The organism is Larkinella sp., from assembly GCF_965227735.1.
GTDB lineage: Bacteria > Bacteroidota > Bacteroidia > Cytophagales > Spirosomataceae > Larkinella.
Genome location: NZ_OZ245776.1, coordinates 251,045 through 267,103, shown reverse-complemented (window position 1 = coordinate 267,103; position 16,059 = coordinate 251,045). Strand labels below are relative to the sequence as shown.

At 52.9% G+C, this 16,059-nt stretch carries 16 protein-coding genes; 2 read left to right on the top strand and 14 right to left on the bottom strand.

The genetic code is table 11. From position 1 onward, the window contains the following. Positions 1 to 95 precede the first annotated feature (95 nt). From ACO064_RS01115 to ACO064_RS01095, 5 genes are all read right to left on the bottom strand, one after another. Positions 96 to 1,010 (bottom strand): EamA family transporter, encoded by a 915-nt coding sequence (locus ACO064_RS01115; RefSeq protein ID WP_421825584.1) that lies wholly within the window; start codon positions 1,008 to 1,010, stop codon positions 96 to 98. A 133-nt stretch (positions 1,011 to 1,143) separates the two neighbouring features. Next, entirely contained in the window at positions 1,144 to 1,329 is a 186-nt protein-coding gene (locus tag ACO064_RS01110) for a hypothetical protein (RefSeq protein ID WP_421825583.1), read from the bottom strand. Positions 1,330 to 1,362: 33 nt separating this feature from the next. Then, positions 1,363 to 1,749 (bottom strand): hypothetical protein, encoded by a 387-nt coding sequence (locus tag ACO064_RS01105; protein ID WP_421825582.1) that lies wholly within the window; start codon positions 1,747 to 1,749, stop codon positions 1,363 to 1,365. 360 nt (positions 1,750 to 2,109) lie between these two features. Then, a complete protein-coding gene (locus tag ACO064_RS01100; RefSeq protein ID WP_114408876.1) occupies positions 2,110 to 2,295 on the bottom strand; it encodes a CsbD family protein in 186 nt (61 codons plus the stop codon). A 128-nt stretch (positions 2,296 to 2,423) separates the two neighbouring features. Then, positions 2,424 to 2,873, bottom strand: a complete 450-nt coding sequence (locus tag ACO064_RS01095) for a DUF2147 domain-containing protein (RefSeq protein ID WP_421825581.1) — start codon at positions 2,871 to 2,873, stop codon at positions 2,424 to 2,426. A 200-nt stretch (positions 2,874 to 3,073) separates the two neighbouring features. On the opposite strand from ACO064_RS01095, the gene ACO064_RS01090 reads away from it, so the two are divergent. Next, on the top strand, positions 3,074 to 3,619 hold the full coding sequence (locus ACO064_RS01090; RefSeq protein WP_421825580.1) for an acyl-CoA thioesterase: 546 nt from the start codon (positions 3,074 to 3,076) through the stop codon (positions 3,617 to 3,619). Positions 3,620 to 3,760: 141 nt separating this feature from the next. On the opposite strand, the gene ACO064_RS01085 is transcribed toward ACO064_RS01090, so the two are convergent. The 8 genes from ACO064_RS01085 to ACO064_RS01050 form a co-directional block, all read right to left on the bottom strand. Then, the gene (locus ACO064_RS01085) at positions 3,761 to 5,005 is read right to left on the bottom strand and encodes an MFS transporter (RefSeq protein ID WP_421825579.1); all 1,245 of its coding nucleotides are present in this window, start codon (positions 5,003 to 5,005) and stop codon (positions 3,761 to 3,763) included. Positions 5,006 to 5,123: 118 nt separating this feature from the next. After that, positions 5,124 to 6,428 carry a Gfo/Idh/MocA family protein gene (locus ACO064_RS01080; RefSeq protein ID WP_421825578.1) on the bottom strand — a complete coding sequence of 435 codons (1,305 nt, stop codon included), beginning with the start codon at positions 6,426 to 6,428 and terminating at the stop codon, positions 5,124 to 5,126. Between the two features lie 124 nt (positions 6,429 to 6,552). Beyond that, entirely contained in the window at positions 6,553 to 7,323 is a 771-nt protein-coding gene (locus ACO064_RS01075; RefSeq protein ID WP_421825577.1) for a 3-ketoacyl-ACP reductase, read from the bottom strand. Then, complete coding sequence (locus tag ACO064_RS01070; RefSeq protein ID WP_421825576.1) at positions 7,320 to 8,465, bottom strand: Gfo/Idh/MocA family protein; 1,146 nt, start codon at positions 8,463 to 8,465, stop codon at positions 7,320 to 7,322. Before ACO064_RS01070 ends, ACO064_RS01075 begins: the two co-directional genes overlap by 4 nt. Before the next feature lie 120 nt (positions 8,466 to 8,585). After that, complete coding sequence (locus ACO064_RS01065; protein WP_421825575.1) at positions 8,586 to 9,446, bottom strand: sugar phosphate isomerase/epimerase family protein; 861 nt, start codon at positions 9,444 to 9,446, stop codon at positions 8,586 to 8,588. Then, complete coding sequence (locus ACO064_RS01060) at positions 9,446 to 10,825, bottom strand: glycosyl hydrolase (RefSeq protein ID WP_421825574.1); 1,380 nt, start codon at positions 10,823 to 10,825, stop codon at positions 9,446 to 9,448. Before ACO064_RS01060 ends, ACO064_RS01065 begins: the two co-directional genes overlap by 1 nt. A gap of 352 nt (positions 10,826 to 11,177) precedes the next feature. Continuing rightward, entirely contained in the window at positions 11,178 to 13,076 is a 1,899-nt protein-coding gene (locus ACO064_RS01055; protein WP_421825573.1) for a M56 family metallopeptidase, read from the bottom strand. Next, positions 13,063 to 13,452: a BlaI/MecI/CopY family transcriptional regulator gene (locus ACO064_RS01050; RefSeq protein ID WP_421825572.1), complete on the bottom strand. Its 390-nt coding sequence runs from the start codon at positions 13,450 to 13,452 to the stop codon at positions 13,063 to 13,065. Before ACO064_RS01050 ends, ACO064_RS01055 begins: the two co-directional genes overlap by 14 nt. 613 nt (positions 13,453 to 14,065) lie before the next feature. Here ACO064_RS01050 and ACO064_RS01045 point away from each other — a divergent pair. Next, the gene (locus ACO064_RS01045) at positions 14,066 to 15,529 is read left to right on the top strand and encodes a leucine-rich repeat domain-containing protein (protein ID WP_421825571.1); all 1,464 of its coding nucleotides are present in this window, start codon (positions 14,066 to 14,068) and stop codon (positions 15,527 to 15,529) included. On the opposite strand, the gene ACO064_RS01040 is transcribed toward ACO064_RS01045, so the two are convergent. Next, positions 15,523 to 15,849 (bottom strand): ArsR/SmtB family transcription factor, encoded by a 327-nt coding sequence (locus ACO064_RS01040; RefSeq protein ID WP_421825570.1) that lies wholly within the window; start codon positions 15,847 to 15,849, stop codon positions 15,523 to 15,525. The two genes, ACO064_RS01045 and ACO064_RS01040, sit on opposite strands and share 7 nt — an antisense overlap. Positions 15,850 to 16,059: the final 210 nt, after the last annotated feature.

Genomic DNA, 16,059 nt, shown 5'->3' with positions numbered 1-16,059 from the left:
TCGGTTGGTCCCCAACCCCCTGAAGGACGCTTGAATCCGCCGTTTTTTAAGCCCGGCACCGGCCGCCCGGCCTTCAGGGGGTTGGGGCAAATCATTTATTTCCGGCCCAGGGTAATCAATACCACACCCGATAAAATAATCAGAGCGGCCAGGATGGAATACGCGTTCAGGGTTTCACCGGCGAAAGCCCATCCCAGCAGCATGGCCACCACCGGATTGACGTAGGCATAGGTCGAAACCAGTTGCGGGGGGGCGTTCCGGGCCAGCCACGCAAAGGACGAAAAACCGATGATGGAGCCGAAAATGATGAGGTAAACCAGCGATCCAATGGCTTTTACCGGCGCATGTCCGATGCTCGTCAGCGTAACGTTTTCTGTGATCATGCTGAGCAGGAACAGCACCAGACCGCCCACCAGCATCTGGATGGCACTGGAAATCAGTTGCGAAGGAAGCGAAAGCCGGGAAGAAAGCAGCGTGCCGACCGCCCAAGAGACGTTCGCCACCATGATCAGAGCAACGCCTATCCAGGTATTGTTCGTCGACACCATCCCGGAACCGGAAGGCTGCACCAGCAACGAAACCCCCATCAGCCCGAGTACCAGACCCGCCAGAGATAAATTGGTGGGCCGGATGTGGCCGAAACCCACCCAGTTAAATAGAATAATGAACAGCGGAACCAGCGCGGCCAGCAGCGCGGCAATGCTGGATGGCACGTATTGCAGCGCAACCGACATGCTGCCGTTGGCAATCGTGAGCAGCAAAACCCCGATGATTCCGGCCGACAGCCATTGCTTCGGTGCCGGAACGGGGGTGCCGGTCAGCCGGGCATACAGGAATAAAATCAGCCCCGCCGTGCTGAGCCGCAAAGATGCCATATAGAGGGGCGGCATCTTCTCGGTCATGAAATGAACAAAAAGGTAGGTCGATCCCCACAAAACGTACACGGAGATCAGGGCCATCCAAAGCGTCAGGCGCGAAGGCTGTACTTTATTAACGTAGACCGGATTCATTACTCACTTTTCTCTTGGTTGTTTTTACAACACCAAAGGAATAGAAATATTTCCAGAGATGAACCGCAAATTTTTTTAATGGAAGTGATTAATTTTAATAATAGTCAGAATGAAAAAGGGATTAACGAATGGTTTAGTTGTCGCTTCCGGTCGTATACAGCGATAAAGGAGCCTTCTCGACGACCGTAAACTGGACGCTGTTACTGAGAACCTGGCGGTATCGGTAAATATATAAGGTAAACAGCGTGTCGAAGAGGGTAGGATCGTCGGTGGTTTTCAGACGCCGGAGCAATTCAGTTACGTAGACGGTATCGTTCATTATTTCGTGGATTTAGAGGAGAAAATCAGCAATTTATTCGTGAACGGTTGATTCAAACCAGTTCTTCAAAGGCGGGTGCTGTTGAAGCAAGTCGTCAAACGTGGTGTCTGTCTGTAAATTAACGGTTTTTAATGTGTTGATGTGTGCGTTAAATCGGCTGATGGAATCAACAGCTTCATTGGAAACGCGATGCGTGGAGGGCGGTAAATCCTGAATCAGTCGGGCCAGGGTCATGACCAGAGCCGCTTTGAGCCCTGCCAGTTTGGTCAATGCTTCTTCCGGGATGAGCAGGCGGTCGGTTTGGCTGAGGGCGTGGTTTAGAAAGTGATAATTGTGATAGATTTCGTCGGCCGCCTGGCCCCATTCGGGCAACAGGTTGTTCAAATGAATTAGTGGATTAGGGCTTTGATAGGTACTCATTCAGTGGACGGAGTTTTGGTTTGTGACAGGTAACGGAGGGCCGGAAATTCTTTTGTGCCGCTTCGTCACCCATTTAGATGTCACATCCCCCAAAAAGTAACGCGCATTTCGGTGGCCTTATTAAATAAAACTCCGGTGGCGGCCCGTCATCCGGAAGTAGTGTACTCAGTGTCTGGAAATTAGAAAGTATCATCCAAAACACAAACACGGTATTTCGTTCGGTCTACCACCAATTGACCATTGTTTTTCCCGGTTTACTTCCTGTGGGAAACTGCTCAGCCAAAGAATATAAAGCCCTGTCAACCGAAAACGCCGGAAGCTTGTGGCTTCCGGCGTTTTCAATTCGGATACTCGTATGAATTACAGGTCGGCAGCAGCCTTCCGGATTTCGTCTTTCGTCTTCCCGGTTTTTTGCTGGAGTTTGCCCCACATTTCGTCTTCCTTGCCTTCTGCATACGTCAGATCGTCGTCGGTCAAATCACCATAGGCTTGTTTGATTTTGCCTTTCAACTCATTCCATCCGCCTTTAAGGGTTGTCTCGTTCATGATTGATAATCGTTATAACGTGAGTGATCTAGTACATGATTCAGAAGAATCATGCAGTATAAACCGGCGACATGCGGAAAATGTTTGAGGTTTCGAAGCAAAAATAAGCCGCATTATCACCGGGATCATTAGTTCACGCGGGTCCAGGTCTGGGTTTTGCCCAGTAACGAAATGCCGACATACCCCCGCACGTCGAGCGTATTGGGATTTTTTAACGTCATCTTACAACTGTACTCTTTGCCGTCCTCGGGGTTGTAGATGTGACCATCTTCCCAGACTTTACCGCCATCGTGTACAAAGCCCTGCATCACATCCAGCCCCATGAGTGGCCGGGAACGCAGCGTTGCCTGGCTGTTTTTCAGGTCGGTTTTGGGTTTTCCGGTCGAGGGGTTGTTGGGTTCCCGCAGCCACACCAGCTTCCCGTAGTACTGGTTGCCTTTTTTGTAAATCTGGATCTGCCCCTGTTTGGTGCCGTTGAGCCAGGTGCCTACCACCGCATCCGGATTAAACTGGGGCGTCAATGCGGTTAGCGAGTGGGCGAGCAGAAGAAGGGGAACGAGAAAAGAAAACGACTTCATTCGATTTTTAAGATGTTGATGGAAACGTTGGCCAGTGTTCTGACTAGAACGTAAAAATAATTAAAAATGTGTGTTACCGGATTACGCTGGTTTGCGGAATTACACTGATTTTTGCAGGCCAGAATCCGGCGGCTGCTTTTGCGTTGCGACCGGGTTTTGCATGCTAACTTGCCAAAAAGTCCATCAGTGACCACCACGCTATGATCAAACTCGATCCAACCAGAACTTACCCGCACGAAACGGAATCGCGCACCATTGTCCGCTTTCAGGATTGTGATCCGTTGCAGCACCTCAACAACGCGAAGTATTTCGACTACTATTTCAACGCCCGCGAAGACCAGGTGGCTACCCAGTATAACTTCAGCCCGGCGCAGTTGTTTCGTGAATACAAGACGAGTTGGGTCGTTTACCAGCACCAGATTGCCTACGTCCGTCCGGCCATGGTCAATGAATGGCTTCGGATTGTATCCCGCATCATCTACGTCAGCGACGATACGATTGTCACGGAGTATTACATGACCGACGATTCCGGCCGACAGTTGAAGAATGTACTGTGGATGACTTCTAAGTATGTCAGCGTTGTTACGGGTCGCCGAATTCCCCACGATCCCGACGTCATGGCATTCCTGGCGGCCATTTGTGTACGCGACGTCGATTTCCACAACCTGAATTTCAACGACCGGATCCGGCAGATCAAGGAAGAACTGGTGCAGGAAAAAATGGAAGGCGAGAGCGGAGGAGATTAGAGAGAAGCCCGGATGATAACGGCTTTATCATTCGCTACATCCGGCACAGCCAGCCGACCGTTCTCAAAGGATCCGGTGGTTTGCGTCCAACTCCATGCGGTAAAAAATACCGGAAAGACTGCCCCCAAAAAACTGGAGGCTCTAGTCCGTTTCTACATAATTCATGTCCTTTTTGAAGGTTTCCTCCATAAAGTACAGCGCAATAAAAGCCAGTGTTGCCGTCAACAACCCAACCCCAAGCGCACTATTCAGTGTTCCAACCTGGCCTTTTCCGTAAACAAACAGGGACGTTAACGGAATCACTGCCCCCCGCACAAAGTTGGGAACCGTGGTGGCCACCGTAGCCCGCAGGTTGGTTCCGAAAAGCTCGGCGGCAATGGTCACGAACAGCGCCCAATAGCCGTTGGCAACGCCGAGGAATACACAAACGAGGTAGAACATCGAGAGGTCTTTCATGGGCGCCAGCAGATAAACCAGCACGAAAATCAGCGAGAGGGCGATGAAACTACCGATGACTTTTTTGCGGCTTTTGAAATACTGACTCAGCAGTCCGCTGGCAATGTCGCCAAAAACCTGACCGGTAAACGTGAGCATGACGGCTTTTCCGGCCACCACCGGTTCGGTCAACCCCATCGCCTGACCAAATTCCGGCGAAAACGTCACCAGAATGCCGACAACAAACCAGATGGGCAAACCGACCAGAATACACTGAATGTACTTCAGAAACCGCTCCCGGTTGTTGAACAGCATCATCAAATCACCGCGCTTCACCTGACGTTCTTTCACCACTTCAAAAATCTTGGATTCGAACACGTTCATCCGCAGCACCAGGAGCATCAAACCAAGTCCGCCCCCCACGAAATACGAGATTCGCCAGGCAAACAGATCGGCCACAAAATACGCCATAATGGCTCCTAAAACACCCATCGTAGCCACAATGGTGGTGCCATATCCGCGAATCTGCTTCGGCAACACTTCGGTTACCAGTGTGACACCGGCACCCAACTCACCGGCCAGACCCACTCCGGCCACAAACCGCAGAGCCGCGTACATCGGCAGACTATCGACAAATCCGTTGGCGATGTTCGCCAGTGAATAAATCAGAATCGACCCGAAGAGCACGGAAAGCCGCCCCCGTTTGTCGCCCAGAATGCCCCAGAAAACACCGCCCAGCAGCATCCCGGCCATTTGCCAGTTTAGCAACATGATGCCGTCGGGAAGCAGCCGGTCGTCAGGCACACCGATGGCTTTCAGACTCGGAACCCGCACGACGCTGAATAGAAACAGGTCGTACATGTCCACCAGATAGCCCAGCGCGGCCACCAGCACCGGAATTTGAAGCAATTGTTTACTCAGGCTTTGTTGGGGTTTCGGTTGCTCAATCATTTTTTCGGTTTCAGTTTTATCGTTTACGGTTTACGGTTTTCAGTTTACGGTGGCTGACGCGTGCTTATAAATGCGACAGCCCACCGTAAACCGTAAACCGAATACCGTAAACCGTAAATTATACTTGCTTCGGCAGCGCGTACGGTGCGCGGTATTGACGGCTCAGGTGCGAATTGGCTTCGGAGTCGCTGATGAATTCTTCTTTCTTCGGATCAAATTTCAGGGTGCGACCCAGGCGGTACGCAATGTTACCGATGTGGGCCAGACCCGACGCTAAGTGGGCGGTTTCAACCGGGCCGTTCAGCTTCGATTTGTCGCGCGCCCGAACCGCTTCGATAAAGTTCAGGTAGTGGTCGCCCCCGGCATGACCCGCCGGGCCGGGCGTCCGTTCTTTGCCCAAAAACGTTTTATAATCGTTGTAGCCATTGATGACCATATAGCCTTTGTCGCCGTAAAAGAGGTTGCCCACTTCCACGCCGTCTTCCCGGTTTGTCATCCACGGCCGCACTTCAAACTGGATTACTTTGCCTTGCGAGGGATAATTGTAGGTGGATGTCAGCAATTCCGGCGTTTCCTTGCAATCTTTCCAGAGGTATTTGCCCCCTGCCGACGTCACCTCTTCCGGAAAACCGACGTCCAGCCCCCACATGGCCAAATCCGTTTCGTGGATGCCCTGGTTGCCAATGTCACCATTGCCGTAGTCCCAGAACCAGTGCCAGTTGTAGTGAACGTAGTTTTTGGAGAATTCGCGCGCTTTGGCGGGTCCCTGCCACAGATCCCAGTTCAAACCCGCCGGAACAGCGCTGGGGCCTTGATTGCCAATGTCGGGGCGCCATTTGTAGACCAATCCGCGGGCCATGTAAACTTTCCCGATCAACCCGTCGCGGAGGTGTTTAATGGCTTCCTGAATGGCCGTCGAGCTGCGCAATTGCACGCCGTGCTGCACAATCCGGTTGTATTTGGCCGCAGCTTCCACCAGTTTTTTGCCTTCGCGCAGGTTGTGTGTACCCGGTTTTTCGACGTACACATCTTTTCCGGCCTGACACGCCCAGATGGCCGCCAGGGCGTGCCAGTGGTTGGGCGTGGCAATACTGACGGCGTCGATGTTTTTGTCGTCATACACCTTCCGCAGATCCTGTTCTGTTTTCACCTTCCGGGAATACGTTTTCTCGAAATCAGCCGCACGCTGGGCCGACACCACGTTATCGACGTCGCAGAGTGTGGCGACCTCGACGTTTGGCAGTTTGGAGAAATTGGAAATGTGGTCTTTCCCGCGTCCGTTGACGCCGATGACCGCGACCCGGATGCGGTCGTTGGCACCAAAGGCGTGGGCTGGAATCAGGGTAGGCAACCCCATCACGGCCAGGGAGCCGGTGGCTGCGGTTTTGAGGAAAGTCCTCCGGGAATCGGATTGGTTTTTCATGTATGGGAAGGTTTAGGAAAATAAAAAATTATTACACAGAGTTTATCAGGGTAAATCAGAGTTTATCAGAGAAAAAAAACCTTTGATAAGCTCTGGTTTCCTCTGATAAACTCTGTGTAATAACTCAAAGTCTAGGCAACGTCAGGCCCCCGTCGACCATGATGACTTGTCCGGTTGAATACGGGAAGTAGCCACGGGCTAAAGCCGCCACGGCCCGGCCCACATCGTCGGGAAAACCCCAGCGTTTCTGAACCGTCAGCCCTTCGTCGATCAGTTTGTCGTATTTCCCGACAACCCCCGCCGTCATGTCGGTGCGGATGATGCCCGGTCGTACTTCAAAAACCGGGATGTCAAATTCACCCAGTCGGGCAGCAAACAATTGCGTGGCCATGCTGAGTCCGGCTTTGGCAATACAATATTCTCCCCGGTTCACCGAAATAACCGTCGATGAGATCGAGGAAATCGTTATGATACACCCCGTAAAATCCGTTTGATCAGCCTTTTGTGCAATCATCCAGTTGGCTACGGCCTGGGTCAGAAAGTAGGCTCCCTGCAAATTGGTCGACAACACGTATTCGAAACTTTCCTCGGTTGCCTCCAGAATATCCCGGCGTTCTTTCGGCGCAACCCCCGCGTTATTTACTAATACATTCAGCCGACCAAAACGGGCCTTGATTTGTTCCAGCATGCGGGCGCGGTCTTCTTTCGACGCAATATCTCCCTGGCAATAGATGACCTCAGCCCCCAGGGTCTGAAGACCAGCCAGAGCCTCCCCAACCGCTTCTTCGGGCCGTACGCCGTTGATGGCCAGATCGAAACCGGCTTTGGCCAGGTGTTCCGCAATCCCGTATCCAATTCCCCGGCTTCCCCCGGTTACAAATGCTACTTTCTTCATAGTTCCGGAATGTCGACCCAGCAGCGTTTTTCCCAGCTTTCGATGCCTTTTTCGGCCAGTTGAACGCCTTTAGCACCTTCCCGCAAATCCCACGGGAATGGCTCGTCCTTCACGACGTGTTTCAAAAACAGCTCCCACTGCACTTTAAAAGCATTTTCGGCGACTTCCTGCTCCGGCACTTTGGCCCAGCCTTCAAAAAACTTGATGGGCTGCTCGATGTCGGGGTTCCAGACCGGTTTGGGCGTGTTGCCGTAATGCTGAATGTAGCATTCCCGCAAACCCGCCACCGCCGAGCCTTTGGTGCCGTCGACATGCAACGTCAGCAGATCATCGCGACGAACGCGCGTGGTCCAGGACGAGTTAAACTGAGCGATGACGCCCCCTTCGAGTTCAAAGGTTGCATAGGCGGCATCATCGGAGGTACAGACATACGGTTTTCCCTGCTCGTCGATGCGCTCCGGAATGTGGGTCGCACCCAGACAAGATACGGATTTTACTTTACCAAACACGTTGTCAAGCACATAGCGCCAGTGACATAGCATATCGACAATGATCCCGCCATCGTCTTCCTTGCGGTAGTTCCACGAAGGCCGTTGCGCCGGAATGGAGTGTCCTTCAAACACCCAGTAGCCGAATTCGCCCCGAACCGACAGAATTTTTCCGAAGAAATCGTTCTGCATCAGGCGTTTCAGTTTTAGCAAACCGGGCAACCACAGCTTGTCCTGCACGACTCCGTTCTTCAAACCGGCGGCTTTGCAGAGTTCATACAGTTCCAGGGCCACTTCGGTGCTGACGGCGGTCGGTTTTTCACAGTAAACGTGTTTCCCGGCGGCCACGGCTTTGCGAACACCCTCGGCCCGGCGGCCCGTCGTCTGGGCGTCGAAATAAATGATGTTATGGGGATCGGCCAGGGCTTCATCGACGTTGGTCGTCATTTTCTGTATGCCCGACTGCTGGCACAATTTTTCCAGTTTATTGACGTCGCGCCCCACCAGAATAGGGTCCGGCATGATCACCTCGTCCGGTCCAACCTTCACGCCCCCCTGTTTGATGATGGCAACAATGGAACGCATCAGGTGCTGATTGGTACCCATCCGGCCGGTTACGCCGTTCATGATAATACCGACTTTGTGTTCTTTCACTTTTCAATAAATGGCTAAAAGATGGTTGAATGTTTTGCCCCTAAATCCCCTAAAGGGGACTTGGACCCAGAATTACCAGGATGCAAAAAGTCCCCTTTAGGGGATTTAGGGGCAATTATTTTACGAATGATACAAATACCCGTGTTTAATTTTTTCCAGGAATTCTGCCTGATCTTCCGCCCAATACCGGTTTGAGAAGATCTCGACTTCGTTGAACCCCGAAAAACCGGCGGCTTCGACCCACGACCGGATCTGCCGGATATTGATGCAGCCTTCGCCCATCAGTCCGCGGTCATTGAGCAAATCGAGTGTCGGGGTTTTCCAGTCACAAATATGGAAAGCATACAGATGCCCGTTTTTACCGCATCGCGCGATTTCCTGTTCCAGATCGGGGTCCCACCACAAATGGTAGACATCGACGGCGATGCCCACATAGGAAGAATTTAGCTCCTCGGCCATGTCATTGGCCTGCCCTAACGTGTTGACAGCCGAGCGGTTATCGGCATACATCGGATGTAAAGGTTCAATCGCCAGCCGAACGCCATTGGCTTCGGCGTGGGGCAGCAGCGCGGCAATACCGTCCCGGATTTGCTTGCGGGATTCCGTCAGGGACTGGCCCGGTGCGGCACCACACACCAACACGACGTGGGGCGCGCCCAGTTCGGCGGCTTCGTCGATGGCCCGGCGGTTATCGTCCAAGGCGGTTTGTCGGCCAGCGGCTTCGAGGTGCGGAAAAAAACCGCCCCGACAGAGGGAGACCACCGATAAATTATAATCTCGCAGCAATTGGCTGATTTCCCGAATGTTGCGGTTTGCCAGTGCATCCCGCCACACCGAAATTCCCCCAATGCCCGAGCGGGAATAGTGCTTTGCGGCTTCCTCGATGGCCCAGGGCCGGGTGGTGATGGTGTGAATGCACAATTTTGAAAAATCCCGGAATGCCGGTTCCCCAAATGACTCCGCTATTGGTGTTGTGCTCATCACAGGGCTCCGAAAAAGGTGTAATACGGTTCGTTATTGACCACGCGCTGCAGGTATAACGCAACCTCGCGGGCGTGATAATCGCCCCACATGCTCGACTCACCGTAGGGAATTTTGCTCCCAGCCGGAACATGATCCCAGCCGTTGGGCCGGTGGTAGATCGAATGCAGAATCAGTCCCTGGTGGTTGGGGTCCGTGCTCAGATACAGTTCTTTAAAGAGCGAGTCTAACACCGTTAATCCCGCTTGCCAGTAGCGTGAGCCGTTTTCGGTTTCGCCCCGTTCGGTCAGGTATTTACCCAGACGAAGCAATCCCTGTGCCCCAATAGCGGCTGCGGAACTGTCGACCGGTTCAAAATCATTATACGGATCGGATGCGCGTTCGAGGTAATTGCCCATTTGCGATAAACCCGGTGCGCCGGTATCCCAGTACGGAATGCCGTCGATCGGCGTGTGTTCGATGTAGAAGTCGCAGGTGGCGCGGGCGGCTTTGAGCAAATACGTTTCTACCACCTGCCGTCCGTCGAACGGTTCCAGATCCACGTCATCGAGGGTATTCAGGTATTCCAGTTGCTCGGCAAAACCGCACATGGCCCAAGCCAGGCCGCGTGTCCAGGTCGTAAACCCGGTGTAGCCCTGCTGGGAGTTGGGGCAACGGAAATTGCCGTCTTTGGTATTGAAAACGCTTTCGTGCGCTGTGCGGCCCCACAGATCGTAGATGTCGCGTCCTTCGCCGTAAAAAACCGAGTATTCGGCCGTCGCTTTCATGTGTTCCAATCCCCGCTCGAGCAGGTTGATTTTTACATCGCCTTCCCCCTGGAAAACGTGACCGAGGCTGTGGCTCAGCACAACGGCCCGGCACGAACGGATGGTATCGACAAAAAGCGAATGCGGCCCGTTGAAGGAGTGAATAAACCCGCCGGTTTTGACGGTCGTCCAGCGGCTGGCCTGCACGGCTCCGGAAATTTTGAGGGCCAGTTCGTAGAAATTCTTTTCCCACTCGTCAAATTCCACTTTGCCTTCCCGCATCAGCCGCAAAAGGTTGCCGTAGGTGCTTACGTTGTTGAATCCGTGGTCGTGAACACCAATGTGGCTGATGTGGGGGGCCATGACGCCGAGTGTTTTTTGCCGCCCCGTTTCCAGAAAATGGGTGTCGCCGGTGGCGTCGAACTGGAGGATGGAGGAGCCAAACTGGAAGCCCTGCGTCCACTCGGTCCAGCCGCGGGTGGTGTAGTGTCCCTGCACCGTAAAAACCGGTGACCCTTTGGCGGTATCGTAATGGGAGTCGATCAGGTTAATTTTTTGGGCGGATAAATCCCAGAACTGCTTGAGTCGGGTGGTGAAGTCAGCCGGTTGAAGGCCGTAGTTGATTTGAATCATTGGTCGATACTGGAAACGGAAGGAAATCCATTGAACTACGGGTAAAAGACAGGATGGGTCGGGAATTACCGGTTTGGCCGGAAATAAGTTAACGTGAACTATGAGATTATTGACCCCGGAGGGGTCCTATGTTAATAGCAAATGGCTATTCTGAGCACTCCAGGCGTGCCGGAGTGCTCAGAATAGCCATTTGCTATTAACATTACGTGCCGCTGGCACTCAAACGACGATTAGGCAAGGGCATCAGCTCATAGTTCGATTTAATTTAAAACAAGGCCCCTGAAAAAGCAGTGCGCCGGGAGCGGGGTCTACTTTTTCAGGGGCCTGGCGGTAATGGTTCCGCTCTTCTTTTCTACTCTTCCTGTTTTTTCGGAGCGGTTTTCGCTTTGGCTGGACTGGCCGGTTTCGTGGCCTTTTCTTTTTGAGCGTTTTTCGTTTTGATATGTATTACGTTTCCTCCTGTCGTTGACCAGGTGGTGACTTCATCCCCTTCTGCCGGTGCGGGCGGAACAGGTGGTTCCGGTGGGGCTGCCGGTGGAATGGGTGGGACTGGAGCCATTGCCGCTGCTGGCAGATCAGGGGCGTCAGCGGGAGCAGGTGGAACCGGTGGATTGGGTGCTTTCGGCATGTCTTCCGGACGGTTGTAGCGTTTGCCGTTGTACCAATACTGCCCTTTTACACCCGCCGGTTTGGGTATCCGGGCAGGACGAGAGGGCGCAGCGGGAACCGGCGCAATGGCTGGCACTGAATCCAGTTGGAGCACTTTCTCCTGCAACCGGAGGACTTCAGTGGCGTGAAGACTCGCCTTTTCGGCCATACCCGCTATTTTCGCCGAAAAAGTCGCCATTGAATCGGTGAAGAGCCGCAGGTGTCCTGAAGTCAATGACTGGAGCTTTGCCATCTGCTGGTTCACCTTTTCCATTTCCTGATCGGTCAGATGCTCCAGTTTGGTTTCCAACTCCAGTTGCTTCTCAAGCTGGAGCATGGGCAGGTGAATTTTCTCCATTTCGCGCCCCAGCCGTTCTACCTGTTCCAGGTGATGATCGAGTTCTGTTTCCAGCCGAATGCGCACTGCAGGGTCAACCGCATCCGTATCGATTGAAAGGGAAAGTGGTTCCGGTTTTTCAACGACCTTGATGCTGACTTCTTCCGGAACCGACCGCTGGAGGTTCGTATCCGAATGCCAGGCATTGATCATCCTGGTGTCTCCATGCTCACGGCTGGCGTTCGCCGGACGATCGACACGCTGGCCCGTTACCAAACCGGCGAGCAACACCAGACAACCCACTGCCAGTAACCCGTTCGGTTTGGACGATGGTAGTTCACGCACGCCAATGACCCGTTTTACGCGCTGCACCAGGGATGGCCTGCGGGCACCAAAAGCCATCGCCAGCGTGGGCGTCGAAGCAAGCGCCTGCCGACGTTCCTCGATCTGCACCAGCGCCTGCGCCAGACTGGCCCGTTCTCCGCGCAACTGAATGGCCACATCGTCGCAGCAATGCTCCCGCTCTTCCCGAACCCGGGCCGAGAGCCACCAGATGGCGGGGTGAAAAAACAAAACAATCTCGACCGCCGACTGCACCAGATTGACCAGGTAGTCATACCGCCGGATGTGCGCCAGTTCGTGGACCAGCACCGCTTCGACCTGCCGGGGCGACAAACCGGCCAGCAAACCGACGGGAATTAGAATGACCGGTTTTAGCCAGCCAATGGTCATCGGCACCGCTATTTCCGCCGACTCCACCAGCCGGATGGCCTTCATGATGCCAAGCTGATCGGCCACCTTCTGCACATACGTCTGCCAGGCTTCCGGTGCCGGACGGTTATTTCTCCGCGTCAATCGCTGGACGAACACCCAACCGCCCAACAACCGCACCATGAGCAAAACCGCCCCCAAAAACCAGACTGTCACGAGCAGGGGCAAATGCGGATGAAGCCAGTTCATCAGTTGAGCCGACCAATCGCTGGTGAAGGACAAATCCCGCACAATGGCGGTTTGCCGGTCGCCCTGGATTGACAGGGTGGTTCGGACTGGTTCGTAACCCAGCCAGAAGGTTGCCATGAAAGCCAGGAGTTGCAAAGAGAGCGTTCCGATGCCGATGCCGTAGCGCACCGACGCCGGGCGGTTTTGGGTCAGTCGCAACGCCAGAGCGGCTGCCGCCACGAGCAGAGTTCCCTGCCAGAGCGTGTGCACCAACGCCCAGCCCAGCGCAGTTGTAAAGGGTTCTGAAAACACGTTAAAGTTGTTCATTTGGTTCGTTGTTTTCGGGATTCAGTTGGTTGATCAGTTTTTGCAATTCTTCGAGTTCCCGGGGCGTGGCCTTGCTGTTGCCCAGGGCCTGCATCACCAGCTTCATGGCCGAACCCCGGAAAGCCGTGTCGACAAACCGGTCGAGCAAATGCTGCTGCGTTTCTTCTTCCCCAATCAGGGCCTGATACACATGATAACGGCCTTCTTCGGTACGGCTCAGGAGTCCTTTTTCGTGCATGATCTGCATCAGTTTCAGGGTCGTGGTATACCCGATGTCGCGCGTTTGGCTCAGGTGTTCGTTCACCTGTCGCACGGTGCTGGGGCCTTTCGCCCAAAGCACCTGCAGGATTTCCAGTTCAGATTCGGTTGGTTTCATGGTTTTTGTTTACTGTTCGAAACGGTAGTTTGCGCGGTTGTCGACAACGAATTCAGACCTACGAACTATTTCGTAACAAAGATATACGAATCGTTTCGTAGAAGTCAAGTTTTTGATACGAAAGTTTTCGTAATAAATGTTAAAATAGAAAACCGTATTTGATCCGGGTTATTTGTCCCGCAGGGATTGGACAGCGCAGCGTCGGTAGAAAATGGGATTATTTTTGACGCCAGCGTGCCGATAGGTACGCGACAATTCGCATTAAACTGGCGGTGGGTCGCGTACCTATCGGCACGCTGGCGGAGGATTCCTGGCTTTGTGCTACCGACGCTTCGCTGTTGAGCCCCTAGCGGGGCAGGTCGAAGGGCTGCGGGAGAATGAAAATGTGGGCTAGATTACCAATAGACATTCATTCCATTCCCTCACTCAGCTGTCCGGTTTGGTACGGAAAGTTGTCCGTTTCTGGACAAGCCCTCTTTGCTTTTAAAAATGGCCTTGTTTCAATCTGCTCGCAACGACTTTCAGTGTGATAACCGTAAAAAAGTAGAAGATGTCAATAATTCAACTATATTTACCGTTGTTCACCTAAACGATACGTTAAAGGCTTTTTCTCATGTTAAATTACCTCGTCATATTCGCCGGAATCCTGATCTCCGGGACGTTGTCGGCTCAAACCGTTTGCCTGACCAAACCGGAGCACGATGCGGCTTCTAAAAAGCTGGCGAAAGAATACGTTCTGGCGCAAACGATCATTGATCCGGGTTTCCGAACCCGCCAGCCCGGTTTTCGGACGGTTGATGAAATGGAGCCGAACGAAAAAAAATGGCATGAACTGAGTGAGCAGTTTGGGAAAGACTTCAACCAGATGCTTAAGCAGGCCAACGTTCTGCAGGACACCACTTGCTACCTGATCGTCAACCTGTATGCCAACCCCGATGGCTCCCTCAACCGGGTTTTTTATGAAGTGGGCCGGAATTTCTCCGTTATGCGCTCCGACAGCATGGCCACACTCCGGTTGAAAGAGCGAATCGACCCGGTTTTGTGCCCCTGGTTTTCGACCTATCGTTTCCCCGTCACCGGGGACAAACCGTACCGGTTTTCCTCCGCACTGGCGATAGGTAAACTGCCTTCCAAACGCAAACTGCGAAAAGGGCCGGGGATTATGACTACGCTGGCGGAAGCGGAGAAAACCGCCCGTCCGGATACCGTCAAAAATCTGGTATTGAACACGTTGGAACTGAAGGAGGTGCCCGAGGTGATTTACCGGTTTCCGAAACTGGAAATTCTGGATTTGAGTGTTAACAGCCTGAGCGTGATTCCCGAAAAAGTGTTTCTGATTCCGACCCTGAAGCAACTTAATGTTTCCGGCAACCCGCTGGGCAACGAGGGCCTGCACGTGGCCCGCAACAAACATTTAAAAATTCTGAATATTCAGTCGACCAAAATCACGGCGATTCCGAAATCCGTTTCCCGCAACCGGCGGCTGGAAAGTCTCTGGCTCGGTTTGAATGATTTTTCGGGAGGTCTCAATACGGCCCCTTTCCGCCGGTTGCGCCGACTCAAAGACCTGAATCTGTATAAGGCGAAGCTGAATGTGCTGCCCAATCAAATCCGCCGGTTGCGCCAACTGGAAGTTCTGGATCTGTATTACAACAACTTACGCGCGCTGCCGGAGCGCCTTTGCCGCTTGCCACGACTCCAGCAACTGGCCATTTCCAACAACAAACTAAACACTTTGCCGGAAAATCTGGGCCGGTTGCGGAAACTTCAGGTGCTGTATACGCACCATAATTTTCTGGGCAGTTTACCCGCGAGCCTTCAGAAACTCTATTATCTACGGATTCTGGATGTCAGTCACAACGCCTTTGTCACGGTTCCCGACCCGGTTTTGACACTTCCTTATCTGGAAGAACTCGACCTGAGTCACAATCGCCTGACCGACCTGCCTTCCAGCCTGACCCGGATTCAAACGCTTAAAAAGCTTTTCGTCCGTGGCAATCCCGTCAGCGAGCAAAAAACCGTTTCTGCCAACCTGATCAAACAGTTGGAAGGCAACAAAACGGAGGTGTTTTATTGAGAAACGGACTCGGCCTGATCGACAGCACTCAGAACGGATTTCACCACACCCGGAAATTTTGTTTCCAATTCGTCCAGTCGGAGGGAAGTCAGACATTGCGTCCCTTCGGTTCGGGTACGAATGATGCCAGCCTCGCGTAAAACCCGTAAATGGTGCGACATCGTCGATTTGGCAACGGGCGTCGCAATGGCCCCGCAGCGTTGCTCCGTCGCATACTGATCCAGACTTCGCACAAAATTCAGCCGCACCGGATCGCTTAGCGCGTGTAAAATACCGGTTAAGGTAATCTGGTCGATGGTGGGATGTTGGTACTGCTTCATGCGGTTTTTCTTCCAGTTGGCGAATGGGCCATGAAACGATGTATATACACTAATTGCTATTACAACGATCAATTGGCTAAAAATAATTCACTTTTGGTCAGGAGTAGCAATTTCGGATAATTTTTATTGCCGCTATTTGGTTTATATTATAAACTACTTTATGTTTGTGCCACAGTCCCGCATCGGGATATATTTTTACCGACTTAGTTT

Bases quoted from the DNA above. Each gene is read 5' to 3' on its own strand.
- ACO064_RS01115 (WP_421825584.1), bottom strand. From the start codon at position 1,010: ATGAATCCGGTCTACGTTAATAAAGTACAGCCTTCGCGCCTGACGCTT.
- ACO064_RS01110 (WP_421825583.1), bottom strand. From the start codon at position 1,329: ATGAACGATACCGTCTACGTAACTGAATTGCTCCGGCGTCTGAAAACC.
- ACO064_RS01105 (WP_421825582.1), bottom strand. From the start codon at position 1,749: ATGAGTACCTATCAAAGCCCTAATCCACTAATTCATTTGAACAACCTG.
- ACO064_RS01100 (WP_114408876.1), bottom strand. From the start codon at position 2,295: ATGAACGAGACAACCCTTAAAGGCGGATGGAATGAGTTGAAAGGCAAA.
- ACO064_RS01095 (WP_421825581.1), bottom strand. From the start codon at position 2,873: ATGAAGTCGTTTTCTTTTCTCGTTCCCCTTCTTCTGCTCGCCCACTCG.
- ACO064_RS01090 (WP_421825580.1), top strand. From the start codon at position 3,074: ATGATCAAACTCGATCCAACCAGAACTTACCCGCACGAAACGGAATCG.
- ACO064_RS01085 (WP_421825579.1), bottom strand. From the start codon at position 5,005: ATGATTGAGCAACCGAAACCCCAACAAAGCCTGAGTAAACAATTGCTT.
- ACO064_RS01080 (WP_421825578.1), bottom strand. From the start codon at position 6,428: ATGAAAAACCAATCCGATTCCCGGAGGACTTTCCTCAAAACCGCAGCC.
- ACO064_RS01075 (WP_421825577.1), bottom strand. From the start codon at position 7,323: ATGAAGAAAGTAGCATTTGTAACCGGGGGAAGCCGGGGAATTGGATAC.
- ACO064_RS01065 (WP_421825575.1), bottom strand. From the start codon at position 9,446: ATGAGCACAACACCAATAGCGGAGTCATTTGGGGAACCGGCATTCCGG.
- ACO064_RS01060 (WP_421825574.1), bottom strand. From the start codon at position 10,825: ATGATTCAAATCAACTACGGCCTTCAACCGGCTGACTTCACCACCCGA.
- ACO064_RS01055 (WP_421825573.1), bottom strand. From the start codon at position 13,076: ATGAACAACTTTAACGTGTTTTCAGAACCCTTTACAACTGCGCTGGGC.
- ACO064_RS01050 (WP_421825572.1), bottom strand. From the start codon at position 13,452: ATGAAACCAACCGAATCTGAACTGGAAATCCTGCAGGTGCTTTGGGCG.
- ACO064_RS01045 (WP_421825571.1), top strand. From the start codon at position 14,066: ATGTTAAATTACCTCGTCATATTCGCCGGAATCCTGATCTCCGGGACG.
- ACO064_RS01040 (WP_421825570.1), bottom strand. From the start codon at position 15,849: ATGAAGCAGTACCAACATCCCACCATCGACCAGATTACCTTAACCGGT.